We start from the raw sequence: 15,081 nt of genomic DNA, 5'->3' as shown, positions 1-15,081 counted from the left end.
CCGAACTCCGGGCGGGGGCGCCAGGCGCGGAGCGCGTCCCCGCCCGGGCTCCATGGAGCCGCACCGCGCCGCGAGTCACGTGAACGGAAGGCCGATGCCCGCGCCCGACCTCCAGGCCCGACGGGCCCGCGCCGCCGTCGCGGCGCTGTTCCTCACGAACGGCGCCGTGTTCTTCAACGTCGTCCCGCGCTACCCGCAGATCAAGGCCGAGCTGGACGTGGGCAACGCGGTCTTCGGCGGCGCGGTGGCCGGCATGCCGATCGGGGCGTTGCTGGCCGGGCTGCTCGCCGGGGCGGCCGTGCGGCGGTTCCGCTCGTCGCGGGTGGCGGCGTTCGGGATCGTGCTCATGACGGTCGTGACGGTGGCCGTCCCGTTCGTCCCCAACTGGGTGGCCTTCTGGGGGGTGCTGTTCGTCCTGGGGGCGCTCGACGCGGTCGTGGACGTCGCCCAGAACGCCCACGGGCTGCGCGTGCAGCGCATCTACCGACGTTCCATCGTGAACTCGCTGCACGGCGTGTGGAGCGTCGGCGCCGTGCTGGGCGGCCTGATGGGCTCGGCCGCCGCCGGCCTGCACCTACCGCTCGCGGTGCACCTGACGATCTCCGGCGCCCTGTTCAGCGCCGTCGCCCTGACCGCCTACCGCTTCCTGCTCCCCGGCCGCGACGACGCCGAACGGGCGGCCGCAGTGCCCGAGGGCGGGCGGTCGCTTCCCGGCACGTCCGCTCGTGAGCGGTGGCGCGCGCTGGCCGGGCCGGCCATGCGGACGGTCGTCCTGCTCGGCGTGGTGGCCGCCTGTGGTGCGCTCGTGGAGGACGCCGGCGCGTCCTGGGGCGCGTTGTTCCTCAGTGGCGACCTGGGCGCCGACGCCGCCACCGCGGGGCTGGCGGTCGTCGTCTTCCAGACCGCCATGACCGTGGGGCGGCTCACCGGTGACCGCGCCGTGGACCGCTTCGGGCAGCGGACCGTCGCACGGGCCGGGGGCCTGCTGGCCGCGGCCGGGATGGGCGCCGCGCTGGCGGTGCCGACCGTGCCGGCGGCCCTGGCCGGGTTCGCGCTGGCCGGGCTGGGCGTCGCCACCCTCGTGCCGGCCGCCATGCACACCGCCGACGAGCTGCCCGGGCTGCCGCACGGCACCGGACTGACCGTCGTGAGCTGGCTGCTGCGCGGCGGCTTCCTCGTCTCACCGCTCCTCGTCGGAGCCGTCGCCGACCTGGCCGGCCTGCGCGTGGGGCTGCTCTCGGTGGTGCTGGCCGGCGTGATCACGATCGCGCTGTCCCGCACCCTGGCGAACCGCGCCGTCTGAGGCTACGCCTCGCGCTGGATGTCCGTGATGGCGGACTCGTACGCCAGCAGGGTGTCGACGAACGACCGGCGCTGCTCGTCCGTCAGCGGCGCCAGAGCGCGGCGCCAGGCCCGCGCGCCCGGGGACAGCCACCGCGAGATGGCCGGGCGGCTCGCCTGGCTGATGTCGATGATGCGGCGGCGCCGGTCGGCGTCGTCCTCGCGCCGCTCCAGCACCCCCTTACGGCTCAGCTCGCTCACGATGAGGCTCACCGTGGTCGGCGCGACGCCCAGCTTCTCGGCGAGCTGGGAGACGGTCAGCGGGCCGTCGAGCAGCAGCATCGACAGCAGCGACAGGTGCCGTGGCGCGAGGTCGAGCGAGCGCAGCTCCTCGGGCGGCGGCGTGCGCTTGGCCCGGCCGATCAGCCGGGGCATCACGAGCATCAGCGCGCGGACGGCATCGTCCGCGGGTTCGGGTGTTGACATGCGTCGGGCCTGCCAATTAGCTTTGCTATCAAAGGTACTTTGTTCTCAAAACGATTGTATCGGGGAGCCTCATGCCGCACCTGACCGTTCATGCCCTCGAAAGCGATCTCACCGGCCGCGAGAGTGAGCTGATCGCGGCACTCACCGACGCCGTCGTCGCCGTCTACGGGGAGTGGGCCCGCGAGATCGCGGAGGTCAGGCTCGTCGGCGTCCCGGCGGGTCGCTGGGGCATCGGCGGCAGGCAGGCCGAGGATCCGGCGCCGAGCGTGACGTTCGGCGTCAAGGACATCGCCTTCACCCGCCCCGACAGCGACCAGATCGTGGCCCGCCTGATCTCCGGCGTGACGGACGCGATCGCCGGCGTCGTCGGCGAGCGCGTCCGCCCGAGGGTGGCCGTGGACCTGGTGAGCATGCCGACCGGACGCAGCGGCGTCGGCGGCGTCGTGATCACGTCCTAGACACCGGTCAGACGCCGTCGGGCACCTCGTTGCCGGCGGCGCGGATGGCCTTGGGCAGGTTCGTCAGGGCGAGCAGCACGAAGCCGATCACGAAGAAGACGATCATCGACATGATCGCGATCCGGTAGCTGTTGGTGAGCTGCAGCGCGATGGTGACCGTCAGCGCCCCGATGAACGCCGACCCCTTGTCGCTGATCTGCAGCAGGCTGAAGTACTCGGCCTCCCGCCCCTTCGGGATCACCAGCGAGAACAGCGAGCGCGACAGCGCCTGCGTGCCGCCCAGCACGATCGCGATCGCGAACGCCATCAGGTAGAACTGCAGCGCCTGCCCCTCGGCCACGAACATGGCCATCGACACGATCGCCGTCCACAGCACCAGGCTCGCCAGCACCGTCCGCTTGGTGCCGTAGCTGCGCGCCAGCCGGCCCAGCAGCAGCGCCCCGAAGAACGCCACGAACTGCACCATCAGGATCGCGGTGATCTGCACGGTCTGCGGCAGCTTCAGCGCCTCCGAGGCGAACGCCGCGCTGTTGCCGATGACCGTCTGCACGCCGTCGTTGTAGACCAGGTACGCCACCAGGAACAGCAGCGTCAGCGGATACTGCCGAAGGCCGGACAGGGTGCGGCCGAGCTGGCGGAAGCTGCCGCCGACCGAGCGCAGCGCGGTCGTCTCGTGCGCGGGCACCGGCCGGTTGCGCAGCCGCAGCAGCGGAATGATCGTGAACGTCGCCCACCACAGGCCCGCCGACATCATGCAGATCCGCACCGCCATGCCCTCGGTCAGGCCGAGGCTCTCGTGCTGGAGGTAGAGGACCAGGTTGAGCGCCAGCAGCAGGCCGCCGCCGAGGTAGCCGATGGCCCAGCCGCGCGAGGAGACCGCGTCGCGTTCCTCGGCGGTGGAGATCTGCGGCAGGAACGAGTCGTAGACCACGATCGAGGAGCCGTAGGCCAGGTTGGCCGCGATGAACAGCACGCCGCCCAGCATGTAGCGGTCGCCCTCGACGAAGAACAGCCCCATCGCGGCCAGCGCGCCCGCGTAGGCGAACAGGCCGAGCATCTCGCGCTTGCGCCCGGTGTGGTCGGCCAGCGCCCCCACGATGGGCAGGAACACGATCTGCAGAAGCACCGCGACCGTGGTGATCAGGCCGAAGAACGCGGCGGGCCTGATGTCGGCGCCGAGCACGTCCACGTAACCGAGCCCCGGGTTGGCGGCGGCCAGCTCGTCGAACGTCGACACGCACGTGGCGGAGGCGATCGACGGGAAGTCCTTGGCGCAGGCCGCGGTCTTGGCGACCGGGATCAGGTAGGGGCCGAGGAAGACCGAGATGACCGTGGTGTAGAAGGCGGAGTTGGCCCAGTCGTAGAAGTACCAGCCGCGTTGCTCGCGCCGGCGCGCTGCGGGGGAGTCGTCGAGGGCCGCGGGGGGTGCGGATGCGGGCATGGTGTCGGGTAGCTCCTCTGCGGGGGGCCGGACGTGTCGGGGATGTCGTGCCGGTAAGGGGACCTCAGGCGGCCAGGCCGGAGTGCCAGAGCCCGCGGCGGTCGAGCACGTCGCGCAGGCCCGTGACGTTGTCGGTCATGATGCCGTCGACGCCGAGGTCGAGCAGCTGCTCCATGCGGGCGGTCTCGTTGATCGTCCACACGTGCACCTGCATGCCGATGGCGTGGGCCGTACGGACCAGGCGGCGGGTGGTGACTCGCAGCCCGCGGAAGCCCACCGGCACCTGCGCGCAGGGAACCCCGGCGCGCGACAGGCGGGCCAGCATGCGGCCGTAGCCCGAGGTGGCGGCGGCGGCGCGCAGCGCGGCGACGCCGCGCGGGCCGAGCGCCGAGCACACCTCCCCGCGCAGCGCCCGCCTGGCCGCCAGCAGCCGCTCGTCGTTGAACGAGGTCAGGCAGACGCGATCGTAGGCGTTCGTGCGCCTGACCGCCTCGGCCAGCGGGCCGATGGCCGCCCACTCCTTGACGTCGATGTTGAAGCGGTGCTCGGGCCAGGTGCCGAGCAGGTCCTCCAGGAGCGGGATCTCGTGCACGCCGTTGATGCGGGCCCGCTTGACCGCCCGGTAGGGCAGCTCGGAGATGCGGCCGCGCTGGTCGGTCACCCGGTCGAGGGTGTGGTCGTGGAAGGCCAGCAGCACGCCGTCGGACGTGGCGTGCGCGTCCGTCTCGAGGTAGGTGTAGCCGAGCCCGATCGCGCGCTCGAAGGCGGCGACGGAGTTCTCGGCGCCCTCCGCCGCGCCTCCGCGGTGGGCGAAGGCCAGCGGGCCCGGGTGGTCGAGGAAGGCGAATCGGCGGCTCAGCACGTGCAGAAGTATGCCCTTCCGTGATGAACGGTTCGGTTACGAATCGGGGAGATTCTGCCACTCCTGCCGGCGGGCCTCGGCGAGCGCGATGGCCGCCGCCACCGCCACGTTGAACGAGCCGACCCGGCCGACCTGCGGGATGTAGCAGGCGCCGTCGACGGCGTCGAGCAGGGCGGGGGAGCAACCGTGGTCCTCGCTGCCGACCACCAGGCACACGTCGCGGGCCAGGTCGGCGCGGTGCAGCGGCACCGACTCCGCGGTCAGCTCGATGGCCAGCACGGTGTAGCCCTCGTCCCTGGCCGCCTTGACCGCCTCGGTGGCCGGGATCGCCTCGTGCCAGGTGACCAGGCGCTCGGTGCCGAGCGCGGTCTTGCCCGCTTTGGGGTTGGTGGGCGGGGTGGCGTTGCCGGCCAGCCAGATCTCCTCCACGCCGAACGCGGCGGCGCTGCGGAAGATCGAGCCGACGTTGAACGGCCCGGTGACCGACTCGATGATGAGGCCGAGCCGGTTGCCGGTGTTTCTGCGCCAGGTGCGGTTGAGCCGCTTGACGTCGGTGGGGCGCAGCTGTCTTCTCAACGGGTCACCTTCAGGATGCGGTAGGCGGCCCTGCTGGCCTCGCGTGAGGCCTGCCAGCCCTGCTCGCCGAGCCAGCGCTGCAGGGAGTCTGAGCCGAGGTGTTTCTGGACGACCAGGTAGGCCTCGCCGTCGGGCGTCAGCCGGGTCAGCCACCTGGTGAGCATGTCGTGCAGCGCCTGCTTGCCGATGCGGATCGCAGGGTTGGACCAGATGGCCCGGAACGTCACGCCGCCGGGCACGTCGTCGATGTGCGCGGTGCGGACGTTACCGAGCTGCGCGGCCTCGGCGTTGCGCCCGGTCAGCTCGAGGCCGCGGCGGTTGACGTCGATCGCCCACACGGTGGCGCCCGGCGCCCGCGTGGCCATGGTCAGCGCGACGGGCCCGTAGCCGCAGCCCAGGTCGAGCAGGTCGCCTTCCTGAGGCGGCGGCGGGACGCTCTCCAGCAGCACCCGCGTGCCGAGGTCGACCCGCTCGGGGGAGAACACGCCGCGGTCGGTCTCCAGCCGCAGATGCAGGTCGGGCAGGACGAGATCGACCGACCCCGGCCTGCTCGCGGTCTTCGGCTGCTCGGAGAAGTAGTGGGCCACGTCGGAGAACGTTACGGGATCCGCGAACCGAACAGCACCGCGGCGCCCGCCACCAGCAGCCCGGCCACGATCGCGGCCACGATGAACCACTGGGTGACCTCTTGGTTGACCAGCTTGTAGCCGAGCGAGGTGCCGATCTGCTCGTAGACCTCGCGCAGCTCACTGCCGGACTCGGCGGTGTAGGCCCGGCCGCTGGTGCCGTCGGCGAGGGCCTGCAGCGTCTGCTTGTTGACCGGTACGTTCACCGGGCGGCCGTCGATGCTGACCGTGCCCTCCTGGGTGCCGTACGCGATCGTGGAGACCGGTACGCGGGCCTGCTGCGCCGCCTCGATGGCCTCGTTGACCGACCGGCCCGAGGTGTTGTCGCCGTCCGACAGCAGCACGATCGCGGCCGGCGGCGGGTCGGTCGCGGCCTGCTGGTCGAAGGAGCGCACCGACTCCAGCGAGTTGAAGACCGCCTCCCCGATGGCGGTGCCCGGCCGGGTGGTGAGGTTGCCGAGCGCGGTGACCACGGCCTGGTGGTCGGTGGTGGGGGAGACGATCACGTTGGCCGAGCGGGCGAAGGAGACGACGCCCACGTTGAAGCGGTCGGGCAACTCCTGGGCGAACGCCTGCGCGGCGGCCTTGGCGGCGCTGATGCGGTCGGGCTGCACGTCGTCGGCGTCCATGGACAGCGAGATGTCCAGGGCGATCATGATGGTCGCGCGGTCGCGGGGGACGCGTACCTGGTCGGCGGGCTTGGCGGCGCCGACGACCAGCAGCGACATCATGACGAGGAACAGCGCGGGCGCGACGTGCCGGCGCCAGCCGGGACCGGCGGGGGCGACCAGGTTGAGCAGGGCCAGGTTGGTGAAGCGCACCGTGTAGCGGCGGCGGGCGAACATGGCCGCCACGTAGCCCGCCACGAGCAGCAGCACGAGCACGAACAACCACAGCCAGCCGGGGGCGAGAAAGGTCATGCGGACGGCCTCCTGTGGGCGAGGTGGCTCATGCGGCGCTGGCGCAGCACGAACTGCGCGACGTCGAACACCCAGTCGCGGTCGGTGCGCAGCACGAGGTGGGCGACGCCGGCGCGGCGCAGGGCCAGGCGGGTGCTCTCGCGCTGCAGGGCCGCGGCCTCCGCGTACGCCTGCCGGATTTTCGGCGAAAGGTGCACTTCGCGTACGTTCCCGGTCTCGGGGTCGGCGAACGCGACCCGGCCCACGTCGGGCAGCTCCAGCTCGCGGGGGTCGATGACCTCGACGGCCAGCACCTGGTGGCGGGCCGCCAGGCGGCGGATCGGCCGCTCCCAGGGGCGTTCGGCGTCGGGGTCGAGATCGGGGTGCGCGTCGAGGAAGTCGGAGACGATCAGCCGCAGGCCGCGGCGGCGGCGGGTGGCGTTGAGGATGTCGATGCCCTCGGCGAGGTCGGGCGGGTCGTCCACGACGCTGCCGCGCGGCGCGTCCATGAGGGAGTGCAGCAGGCCGTAGAGGGCGGGGCGGCCGGTGCGGGCGGGCATGCGGTGCACGTACTCGTCGTGGATCACCAGCGCCCCGAACCGGTCGCCCATGCGGCTGGACAGGAACCCGATCGCGCCGATCGCCGCCACCACCAGGTCGCGCTTGTCGCTGTCGGCGGTGCCGAAGTCCATGCTGGGCGACAGGTCGGCCAGCGCCCACGTCTCCAGCTCGCGGTCCGCGATCAGGTCGCGGACGTGGGGGATGGTCGTGCGGGCGGTGACCGCCCAGTCCATGCGGCGCACGTCGTCCTCGCCGGCCACGTAGACGCGGCTGTCGCCGGCCTCGCTGCCGGTGCCCGGCAGCAGGCCCTGGTGGGCGCCGTGCAGCAGGCCGTCGAGCCGGCGGGTGACGGTCAGCTCGAGTCGCCGCAGCGCCTGTTCTGCTGTGTTGCTCAACGGTTCTGGTTCCAGACGACGAGGGGCGGGGGTACGGCGTGCAGGATCTGCTTGACCACCTGCTCGGGATCGACCCCGTCGGCCAGGGCGTCGAAGGTGAGCATCAGCCGGTGGGCCATGACGTCCACCGCGACGTCGCGTACGTCGTCGGGCAGCAGGTAGTCGCGCCCGCGCAGCAGCGCCAGCGCACGCCCCGCCGACACCAGGCCGAGCGTCGCCCGGGGGCTGACCCCGACCTCGATCGTGTCGGTGAGGTCGGCCAGGCCGTACTCGGCCGGGTTGCGGGTGGACATGACGAGACGCACGACGTAGTCGGCGACGAGCTGGTGCACCGAGACCTGCTCGGCTGCGGTCTGCAGGGCCAGCAGCTTGGGCGGGTCGAGCACGCGGTCGGGGACGGGCGGGGTGACGCTCATGCGGTGCAGGATCTCCAGCTCCTCGTGGGCGCTGGGATGGGGGACCCGCACCCGGAACAGGAACCGGTCGCGCTGCACCTCGGGCAGCGGGTAGACGCCCTCGGACTCGATCGGGTTCTGGGTGGCCAGCACGATGAACGGCCTGGGCAGCGGATGGGTGACGCCGGCCAGCGTCACCTGCCGCTCGGCCATGACCTCCAGCAGCGCGGACTGGACCTTGGCGGGGGCGCGGTTGATCTCGTCGGCCAGCAGGAAGTTCACGAAGACGGGGCCGAGCTCGACATCGAACTTCTCATTGGACGGGTGGTAGACGCGGGTGCCGACGATGTCACTCGGCACGAGGTCGGGGGTGAACTGGATACGGGCGAACGTGCCGCCCACGACGGTGGCCAGGGTGGAGGCGGCGAGGGTCTTGGCGACCCCGGGCACTCCTTCGAGCAGGCAGTGCCCGCGCGCCAGCAGGGCCACGACGAGGCGTTCGACCATGTGGTCCTGGCCGACGATGACACGCCGGACCTCGTCGAGACTCTGACGCAGCAGTGCCGCGTCGTTTCCGCCTGGCAACTCTTCGGCGACGCTCATGACGCCCATTCCACCAAACGCGCCGCAAACTCGCACGACGCCACGTCTGTGCTTACATGGCAAACGTGGCAAGTCCCCTGCAGTACGGCGATCCTCCCCGGCTGGGGCCCTACGTGGTGCAGGCGCGCCTGCACAGCGCGCCCGCCGGATTCGTGTACCTCGGCCAGGGCCCCGACGGGCGTGCCGTCTCGCTCGCGGTGCTCACCCGCGGCGCCGCCTACGACGCCGCGGCCCGCGACCGGTTCGTCACCGCCATCAGGGACGCCGGCGGGCGGGAGCGCTCGGGGGTGCGCGGCTGGCTCAACCGTCCCGCCCGGCCGCGCGGCGGTGGCGCGGTGCTGGAGGGCGCGCCCGAGGTGCTGGCGTACGACGGGGGGCGGGCGCCGTGGGTGGCGGTGCCGTACGCGCCGGGGCGGCCGGGTGCCGAGCGGTTCCTGGAGCCGGTCATGGTGGGCGGGACGCTCATCGGGCAGGCCCATGGGCCGGACTTCGTGCCGTACTGGCTGACCGACCGCGCCCCCGCCCTGCCGGGACCGCCGCGCCCGCGCCGGCCGCTCACCGAGACGCGCAAGCGGGTGCTGATGGCCGCGCTCGCCGTGGTGCTGCTGTTGCTGCTGGTGGTGACGATCCTGCTGTTGCTGCTGCTCGGGCGCCAGGACAGCGAGCCGCAGCCCCGGCAACTCCCGCCGACGGTGTTCGTGCCGACGCCGCCGCCGACGCCCGAGACGCCAGAGCCGCGGCCGTCGCCCTCGCAGTCGCCGTCGCCCACGGAGAGCGGGCAGAGCACGCCGGGACGCTCGCCGGGCGAGGACCCCGGCGACGAGTCGCCGCTGTAATCGATTTGATCCTCACGTTACGTGAGGGTTTAGCGTCCGGGGTCATGGAATTCATCGTTCACGACACCCTGACCCCGATGGCGTCCCTGCTGGAGCAGCCGCTCGCGGACCGGCCCGGCGCGCTGCGGGAGCTGCTGGAGCCGATGCGCTCGTCCATCCCGATGCCGGGCGACATCGTCGACATCCACCATCAGGGCGGCGGCTTCCGGGCCGACAAGGAGGACCCGCGCTACCTGCCCGCCGTCCGCCGCATGATCGAGGAGGACGTGCTCGGCCAGGTGCGGCACGAGCTGGAGCGGGCCTCGCAGGCGCTCGGTGGCGCCAAGCAGGCCGACTCGCTCCAGGTCTTCCTCGTCATGGGCGACCCCGACAACGAGCACCTGATGATGGCAGGCGGCTATTACGGCATGGGAGCCGGCACCGGGTACATCTACCTGCTGGCGTGGCCGGCGGACGACGTGATCGGGCGGATCCCGCACCTGGCCGTGCACGAGTTCCACCACCACGTGCGCTACACCAACGTGGAGTGGAACCCGGCCACCGTGACCGTGGGCGAGCACGTGGTCGGCGAAGGGCTGGCCGAGGCGTTCGTCCGCGAGCAGTCGGGGCCCGAGGCGATGGGGCCGTGGTCGTCCATGGTGGCAGGGGAGGACTTCGAGCGCGCCCTGGAGCTGATCATGGCGGACTTCGACCTGGAGGGGATGCAGAACACGCCGGCGTACGTGCTGGGCGACGGCATGGCGCGCAGGTTCGGCCAGGAGCCGCGCGGCATTCCCGACATGGCCGGGTACGCGGTGGGCCTCCACCTGGTCGACCGCGTCCTGGCCGCCACGGGGCTCACCGCCGCCGAGGCCACCGTCGTCCCGGCGGCCGAGCTGCTGCGCCGCGGCGGCGTCCGCCCGTGACGTCAGCCGGGGGAGACGAACCCGGACTCGTACGCGGCGATCACCGCCTGGGTGCGGTCACGCGCGCCCAGCTTGGCCAGGACGTTGCCCACGTGCGTCTTGACCGTCTCCTGGCTGACGACCAGCTCGCCGGCGATCTCCTGGTTGGACAGGCCCCTGGTCATCAGCCGCAGCACGTCGCCCTCGCGCTCGGTCAGCCGGTCGATGCCGGGCACCCGGTCCGGCGATCCGGCCGGTGACCGGCGGCCGGCCAGGGCGCGGATCGCGGCCGGGAACAGCAGCGAGTCGCCGGCCGCGACCATGCGCACGGCCTGGACGAGGTCGTCCGGTCTGGTGCGCTTGAGCAGGAAGCCGCTGGCCCCCGCCCGGAGCGCGTCGTAGACGTGGTCGTCGTTCTCGAACGTCGTCACCACCAGCACCTTGGGCGGATCGTCCAGGGCCAGCAGCCGCTCGGTGGCCCTGATGCCGTCCACGGCGGGCATGCGGACGTCCATCAGCACCACGTCGGGCCGCTCCCGGCGCACGACGGGCAGCACCTCGGCGCCGTCGGCGGCCTCACCCACGACGGTGAGATCCGGCTCGGCATCGAGGAGGATGCGCAGGCCGGCACGGATGAGATCCTCGTCGTCGGCGATCACGACTCGCAGCGTCATGCACCCGACCGTAGCGGTAGCCGGGCCGTCACCCGCCACCCACCCGCGGCGGGCCCGGCCTCCAGCTCACCCCGCAGCAACCTGACCCGCTCCCGCATCCCCGCCAGCCCCCGCCCCCCGCTCCACCCACTGGCGCCGTCACCGTGCTGGGCGTTGACGACCTCCAGGTGCAGGTCGTCGCCGTGGACGGCGGCGGTCAGGCGGACGGGGCCGTGGCCGTGCTTGATGGCGTTCGTGAGCGCCTCCTGCACGATCCGGTACGCCTCCCGTGACACCACGGCCGGCACCCCGGACAGGTCGCCCACCTGCCGCTGCACGGAGGCGCCCGAGGTGGCGATGAGCTCGCCGAGGTCGGCCAGCGTGGCCTGCGGCGCGATCCGGCGTTCGGCCCCGTCGGCGGCCCCGTCGGCGGCCCCGTCGGCGGCCCCGTCGGCGTCCCTGCCGGCGGCGGCCGCATCGCGGGTGGCGTCGTCGCCGTCCCTCAGGAGGCCGAGGACGTGGTCGAGGTCGTCGAGGGCGGCGCGGGCCGACTGTTCGATGGCGGCCAACGCGGTGCGTGCCGTGGCACGGGCGTCGTCGGAGTCGCGGTCGAGGACGCGTCCTGCGGCCGCGGCCTGCAAGGTGACGACGCTGAGCGCGTGGCCGACGGAGTCGTGCAGTTCGCGGGCCAGGCGGTTGCGTTCGGCCAGGGCGCGGGCGTGCTCCTCGGCGGCGGCCAGCCGCTCCGAGGGTGTGGGGCCGAGCAGGACGGGAGCCAGCCTTGCCAGCAGCGCGCCGGCTCCGGCCACCAGGGCGATCAGGGCGACCAGCAGCGCCACCCCGCCGAGCGCCCACAGCACCGCGTTCCAGCCCGGCGTGATCTCCATCCCGCCCAGGTCCTGGGGCGGCCCGGTGAAGAGCACCACGAGCGTGAAGGCCGTGAACGGCAGGATCGCCAGCGTGCAGCCGCTGAGCACGCCGCCGACGCCCAGGTGGAGGGTGAACCAGGCGGCGGTGCGCCGCCGCTCCTGCCAGGTCCTGCCGGTCTGGCGCGGCGGGGTGCGCACGCGAGCGCCCAGCAGGCCCTGCGCCGCGCTCACCTCCAGCCCGCGCACCGGCAGGAACAGCCCGGTGACGGCCACGACGGGCAGCATCGCGCCGAAGACGCCGACCTGCGCGGGCAGCAGCAGGTTGCCTGGCTCGCCGCTCACCAGGCCCGCGACCAGCACGCCGACCATCATGTACGGCATCAGCAGGGCCCCGCCCAGGATGAGGCACGTCCACCGGCGGAACAGGTTCCCTGTCACATCCGAGAGTGTATGTCGAGGAGAAGCCGCCTCTCCCGGCGGTTTCCCGCCGCTTCGAGGTCGCTCACGCGGCGCCTCCGGCGGGGTGCCCGTGTCGGCATTGCGGCGCATAGGAGCTGCCTATCCCGATAGCCGGTAAATTCGGGAAGATTGCGAAGTTCACGGACGGAGACCCCCTCACCATGACCGACCAGCAGCCCTGGCAGTGGGACGAGCGGACCTGGCGCGGGCACGTCGACCGGGTGCGCGCCGGCCGCAGCCTGCGTCCCGCGTCGTGGCCGGGCGGCGCCCGCGTCGCCGTCGCGCTGTCGTTCGACTCCGACCACGAGACGATCCCGCTCAAGGACGGCGAGACCCGGCCGGGCCGGCTGTCCCAGGGCGAGTACGGCTCCCGCGCCGGCGCCCCGCGCGTGCTGCGGCTGCTGGAGCGGTACGGGGTGCCCGCGTCGTTCTTCATGCCCGCCGTGTCGGCGCTGCTGCACCCCGGCGAGGTACGCGACTACGTGGCGGCCGGCCACGAGGTCGCCATGCACGGCTGGATCCACGAGCGCAACATGCGGCTCCGCCCTGCCGAGGAGCGCGAGCTGGCGCTACGCGCGGCCGACACGCTGGAGCGGCTGTCCGGCACGCGCCCGGCCGGCATCCGCACGCCGTCGTGGGACTTCTCCGACCACACCCTGGCCATCACCCGCGAGCTGGGCCTGCGCTACGACTCCTCGCTGATGGCCGACGACGAGCCGTACGAGCTGCTGGCCGACGGCGAGCCGACCGGCGTGGTGGAGATCCCGGTGGAGTGGATCAGGGACGACGCGCCGTACCTGACGATGGACCGTGACGGCGCGTCGCGGCCCCACACGCCGCCGCGGCAGGCGGCGGCGATCTGGCGCGACGAGTTCGACGAGGCGTACAGGGAGGGCGGGCTGTTCCAGCTCACCCTGCACCCGCACGTCATCGGCCACCGCTCCCGCATGGCCGCGCTTCGCGAGTTGCTGCGGCACATCGACGCGCACGAGGGCGTCTGGTACGCCACCCACGCCACGATCGCCGCGTACGTCTGGGAGCACGCGTGACGGTCGCGGTCTCCGCGACCCGGCTGTCCCCTGCTCAGCGCAAGGCCATCGTGGCCGGCGCCGTCGGCCACACGGTCGAATGGGTGGACTGGGCGATCTACACCACGTTCGCGTCGGTGTTCTCCCGCCGCTTCTTCCCGCCGGGCGACGAGGCGGCGAGCCTGCTGTCGGCGCTGGCGGTGTTCGCCGCGGGCTTCGTCATGCGGCCCATCGGCGGGGCGATCCTCGGCCCGTACGGCGACCGGCACGGCCGCAAGAAGGGCATGACGCTGACGATCTCCCTGATGGCGGCGGCCTCGTTCGTGATCGCGATCTGCCCCGGCTACGAGACGATCGGCGTCCTCGCCCCCGTCGTGCTGGTGCTGGCCCGGCTGGTGCAGGGCTTCTCGGCGGGCGGCGAGTGGGGCACGTCGTCGGCGTTCCTGGTGGAGTCGGCGGCCCGCGGGCGGCGCGCGTTCGCCGGGTCGTGGCAGCAGGTGTCGGTCGGCGGCGGCGTGCTGATCGCGTCGGGGCTCGGCACGGTGCTCACCTCCGTCCTCGACGAGGCGGCGCTGTACGGCTGGGGCTGGCGGGTGGCGTTCGCGATCGGCGGCCTGCTCGGCCTGGCCGGGTTGTGGCTGCGGGTGTCGGTGCCGGAGACGGAGGCGTTCGAGCGGGCCGTGGCGTCGGGCCGGACGCGGACGAACCCGCTCAAAACGATGCTCCGTGAGCATCCCCGGGCCGCGCTGCGGGTGGCCGGCGTGGCGAGCGCCGGCACGCTGCTCTACTACGTGTGGATCAGCTACATGCCGACCTACGCCCACATCGACACCGGCATCCCGTTGAGCAGGGCGCTGCTCGCCAACACGATCGCCGTGCTGGTGCTGCTCGTCCTGCTGCCGTTCGGGGGACTGCTGTCGGACCTGGTGGGGCGCAAGCCGACGATGATCGCGTTCGCGCTCGGGTTCCTGGCGCTGGCCTGGCCGGCCTTCCACTTCCTCGACGGCGGCTTCGGCGCGCTGCTGGCCATCGAGCTCGCCGGCGTGGTGTTGCTGGTCGGGTACTCGGCGAACTGCGCGGCGGTCATGGCCGAGCAGTTCCCCGCCGAGGTGCGCACGACGGGCATCGGGCTGCCGTACGCGCTGTCCGTGGGCGTCTTCGGCGGCACCGCGCCGTACGTCACCACCTGGCTCAGCGCCAGCGGCCACCGCGACCTGGTATGGATCTACGTGGCCGGCGCGGCGCTGATCGGCGTGATCGTCTACGCCACCATGCCCGAGACGAAGGGCGAGGAGCTGACCTGACCCGGCCCCCGCGTGACCGGCCGGCCTGCGGGGACCGGGCGCCGGTCAGCGGTCGGCGGCGAGGCTGTGGACCGGGTGCTCGCCCTCGGTCTGCAGCCGGTACTCGCGGCCGTTCTTGGCGCGGTTGTCGTCGATGACCCGCTCGGACGGGGCCTTCTCGCCGCCCATGAGCGCTTCCTGCATCTTCTCGAAGCGCTCGTGGGCCTCCTGGACGTAGCCGGTGCCCAGCGTGGTGTAGTCGATCTGGGTCGCGATCAGCTCGCGCAGGTACTCCTTGTTCGGCTCGAACGTGACCGGGGCCGGCAGTTCGGGCGCGAGGACCTGCTCGGGGTCGCGGCCGTCGTGCTTCTTGAACAGCTCGGCGGCCAGGCGCAGGTGCTCCAGCTCCATGTTGAGGTGGAGCTCCCAGATGTTCTTCACCTTGGGGTCGGACTCGGTCTCCATGAACGAGTGGTACAGGTAGCA

Annotated in this window: 16 protein-coding genes and 1 pseudogene; 6 read left to right on the top strand and 11 right to left on the bottom strand. The window is 72.6% G+C overall.

From position 1 onward, the window contains the following. Positions 1 to 94: 94 nt before the first annotated feature. The gene (locus tag AB0K18_RS38585; protein WP_364925061.1) at positions 95 to 1,303 is read left to right on the top strand and encodes an MFS transporter; all 1,209 of its coding nucleotides are present in this window, start codon (positions 95 to 97) and stop codon (positions 1,301 to 1,303) included. A 2-nt stretch (positions 1,304 to 1,305) separates the two neighbouring features. Here the strand turns inward: AB0K18_RS38585 and AB0K18_RS38580 are convergent, their stop codons facing one another. Next, a complete protein-coding gene (locus AB0K18_RS38580; protein WP_364925059.1) occupies positions 1,306 to 1,767 on the bottom strand; it encodes a MarR family transcriptional regulator in 462 nt (153 codons plus the stop codon). A 71-nt stretch (positions 1,768 to 1,838) separates the two neighbouring features. Between AB0K18_RS38580 and AB0K18_RS38575 the strand changes: the two genes are divergently transcribed. Further along, positions 1,839 to 2,225, top strand: coding sequence for a hypothetical protein (locus AB0K18_RS38575; protein ID WP_364925057.1), 387 nt, complete (start codon positions 1,839 to 1,841; stop codon positions 2,223 to 2,225). Positions 2,226 to 2,232: 7 nt separating this feature from the next. Here the strand turns inward: AB0K18_RS38575 and AB0K18_RS38570 are convergent, their stop codons facing one another. The 7 genes from AB0K18_RS38570 to AB0K18_RS38540 form a co-directional block, all read right to left on the bottom strand. Then, entirely contained in the window at positions 2,233 to 3,666 is a 1,434-nt protein-coding gene (locus AB0K18_RS38570; RefSeq protein WP_364925053.1) for an MFS transporter, read from the bottom strand. A gap of 64 nt (positions 3,667 to 3,730) precedes the next feature. Then, on the bottom strand, positions 3,731 to 4,525 hold the full coding sequence (locus tag AB0K18_RS38565) for a glycerophosphodiester phosphodiesterase family protein (RefSeq protein ID WP_364925360.1): 795 nt from the start codon (positions 4,523 to 4,525) through the stop codon (positions 3,731 to 3,733). A gap of 39 nt (positions 4,526 to 4,564) precedes the next feature. After that, on the bottom strand, positions 4,565 to 5,104 hold the full coding sequence (locus AB0K18_RS38560) for a TrmH family RNA methyltransferase (protein WP_345403695.1): 540 nt from the start codon (positions 5,102 to 5,104) through the stop codon (positions 4,565 to 4,567). Then, entirely contained in the window at positions 5,101 to 5,691 is a 591-nt protein-coding gene (locus AB0K18_RS38555) for a methyltransferase (protein ID WP_364925048.1), read from the bottom strand. Before AB0K18_RS38555 ends, AB0K18_RS38560 begins: the two co-directional genes overlap by 4 nt. Before the next feature lie 11 nt (positions 5,692 to 5,702). Beyond that, positions 5,703 to 6,650 carry a VWA domain-containing protein gene (locus AB0K18_RS38550; protein WP_355422433.1) on the bottom strand — a complete coding sequence of 316 codons (948 nt, stop codon included), beginning with the start codon at positions 6,648 to 6,650 and terminating at the stop codon, positions 5,703 to 5,705. Next, complete coding sequence (locus tag AB0K18_RS38545; RefSeq protein ID WP_364925044.1) at positions 6,647 to 7,585, bottom strand: DUF58 domain-containing protein; 939 nt, start codon at positions 7,583 to 7,585, stop codon at positions 6,647 to 6,649. The genes AB0K18_RS38550 and AB0K18_RS38545 overlap by 4 nt, the downstream gene beginning before the upstream one ends. Continuing rightward, on the bottom strand, positions 7,582 to 8,583 hold the full coding sequence (locus AB0K18_RS38540; protein ID WP_364925041.1) for an AAA family ATPase: 1,002 nt from the start codon (positions 8,581 to 8,583) through the stop codon (positions 7,582 to 7,584). Before AB0K18_RS38540 ends, AB0K18_RS38545 begins: the two co-directional genes overlap by 4 nt. A gap of 56 nt (positions 8,584 to 8,639) precedes the next feature. On the opposite strand from AB0K18_RS38540, the gene AB0K18_RS38535 reads away from it, so the two are divergent. Then, positions 8,640 to 9,419: a hypothetical protein gene (locus AB0K18_RS38535; protein ID WP_364925038.1), complete on the top strand. Its 780-nt coding sequence runs from the start codon at positions 8,640 to 8,642 to the stop codon at positions 9,417 to 9,419. Positions 9,420 to 9,463: 44 nt separating this feature from the next. After that, the gene (locus AB0K18_RS38530; RefSeq protein ID WP_364925035.1) at positions 9,464 to 10,324 is read left to right on the top strand and encodes a DUF2268 domain-containing putative Zn-dependent protease; all 861 of its coding nucleotides are present in this window, start codon (positions 9,464 to 9,466) and stop codon (positions 10,322 to 10,324) included. A gap of 2 nt (positions 10,325 to 10,326) precedes the next feature. On the opposite strand, the gene AB0K18_RS38525 is transcribed toward AB0K18_RS38530, so the two are convergent. Next, positions 10,327 to 10,977, bottom strand: coding sequence for a response regulator transcription factor (locus AB0K18_RS38525; protein ID WP_364925032.1), 651 nt, complete (start codon positions 10,975 to 10,977; stop codon positions 10,327 to 10,329). Continuing rightward, a complete protein-coding gene (locus AB0K18_RS38520; RefSeq protein WP_364925029.1) occupies positions 10,974 to 12,263 on the bottom strand; it encodes a histidine kinase in 1,290 nt (429 codons plus the stop codon). The genes AB0K18_RS38525 and AB0K18_RS38520 overlap by 4 nt, the downstream gene beginning before the upstream one ends. Positions 12,264 to 12,445: 182 nt before the next feature. Between AB0K18_RS38520 and AB0K18_RS38515 the strand changes: the two genes are divergently transcribed. Then, the gene (locus AB0K18_RS38515; protein WP_364925026.1) at positions 12,446 to 13,333 is read left to right on the top strand and encodes a polysaccharide deacetylase; all 888 of its coding nucleotides are present in this window, start codon (positions 12,446 to 12,448) and stop codon (positions 13,331 to 13,333) included. Beyond that, positions 13,330 to 14,616: an MFS transporter gene (locus AB0K18_RS38510; protein ID WP_364925023.1), complete on the top strand. Its 1,287-nt coding sequence runs from the start codon at positions 13,330 to 13,332 to the stop codon at positions 14,614 to 14,616. Before AB0K18_RS38515 ends, AB0K18_RS38510 begins: the two co-directional genes overlap by 4 nt. Before the next feature lie 45 nt (positions 14,617 to 14,661). Here AB0K18_RS38510 and AB0K18_RS38505 read toward each other — a convergent pair. Next, positions 14,662 to 15,081: pseudogene (locus AB0K18_RS38505) on the bottom strand (hypothetical protein); the annotation flags it as partial.

The sequence above is a fragment of the Nonomuraea sp. NPDC049421 genome, from assembly GCF_040677005.1.
In the GTDB taxonomy this organism is placed as follows: Bacteria; Actinomycetota; Actinomycetes; order Streptosporangiales; family Streptosporangiaceae; genus Nonomuraea; species Nonomuraea salmonea.
This window is presented reverse-complemented; position numbering and strand designations above follow the sequence as displayed.

Excerpts from the sequence above, each read along its gene's own strand:
- AB0K18_RS38585 (WP_364925061.1), top strand. The coding sequence starts at position 95 with ATGCCCGCGCCCGACCTCCAGGCCCGACGGGCCCGCGCCGCCGTCGCG.
- AB0K18_RS38580 (WP_364925059.1), bottom strand. The coding sequence starts at position 1,767 with ATGTCAACACCCGAACCCGCGGACGATGCCGTCCGCGCGCTGATGCTC.
- AB0K18_RS38575 (WP_364925057.1), top strand. The coding sequence starts at position 1,839 with ATGCCGCACCTGACCGTTCATGCCCTCGAAAGCGATCTCACCGGCCGC.
- AB0K18_RS38570 (WP_364925053.1), bottom strand. The coding sequence starts at position 3,666 with ATGCCCGCATCCGCACCCCCCGCGGCCCTCGACGACTCCCCCGCAGCG.
- AB0K18_RS38550 (WP_355422433.1), bottom strand. The coding sequence starts at position 6,650 with ATGACCTTTCTCGCCCCCGGCTGGCTGTGGTTGTTCGTGCTCGTGCTG.
- AB0K18_RS38540 (WP_364925041.1), bottom strand. The coding sequence starts at position 8,583 with ATGAGCGTCGCCGAAGAGTTGCCAGGCGGAAACGACGCGGCACTGCTG.
- AB0K18_RS38535 (WP_364925038.1), top strand. The coding sequence starts at position 8,640 with ATGGCAAACGTGGCAAGTCCCCTGCAGTACGGCGATCCTCCCCGGCTG.
- AB0K18_RS38530 (WP_364925035.1), top strand. The coding sequence starts at position 9,464 with ATGGAATTCATCGTTCACGACACCCTGACCCCGATGGCGTCCCTGCTG.
- AB0K18_RS38525 (WP_364925032.1), bottom strand. The coding sequence starts at position 10,977 with ATGACGCTGCGAGTCGTGATCGCCGACGACGAGGATCTCATCCGTGCC.
- AB0K18_RS38515 (WP_364925026.1), top strand. The coding sequence starts at position 12,446 with ATGACCGACCAGCAGCCCTGGCAGTGGGACGAGCGGACCTGGCGCGGG.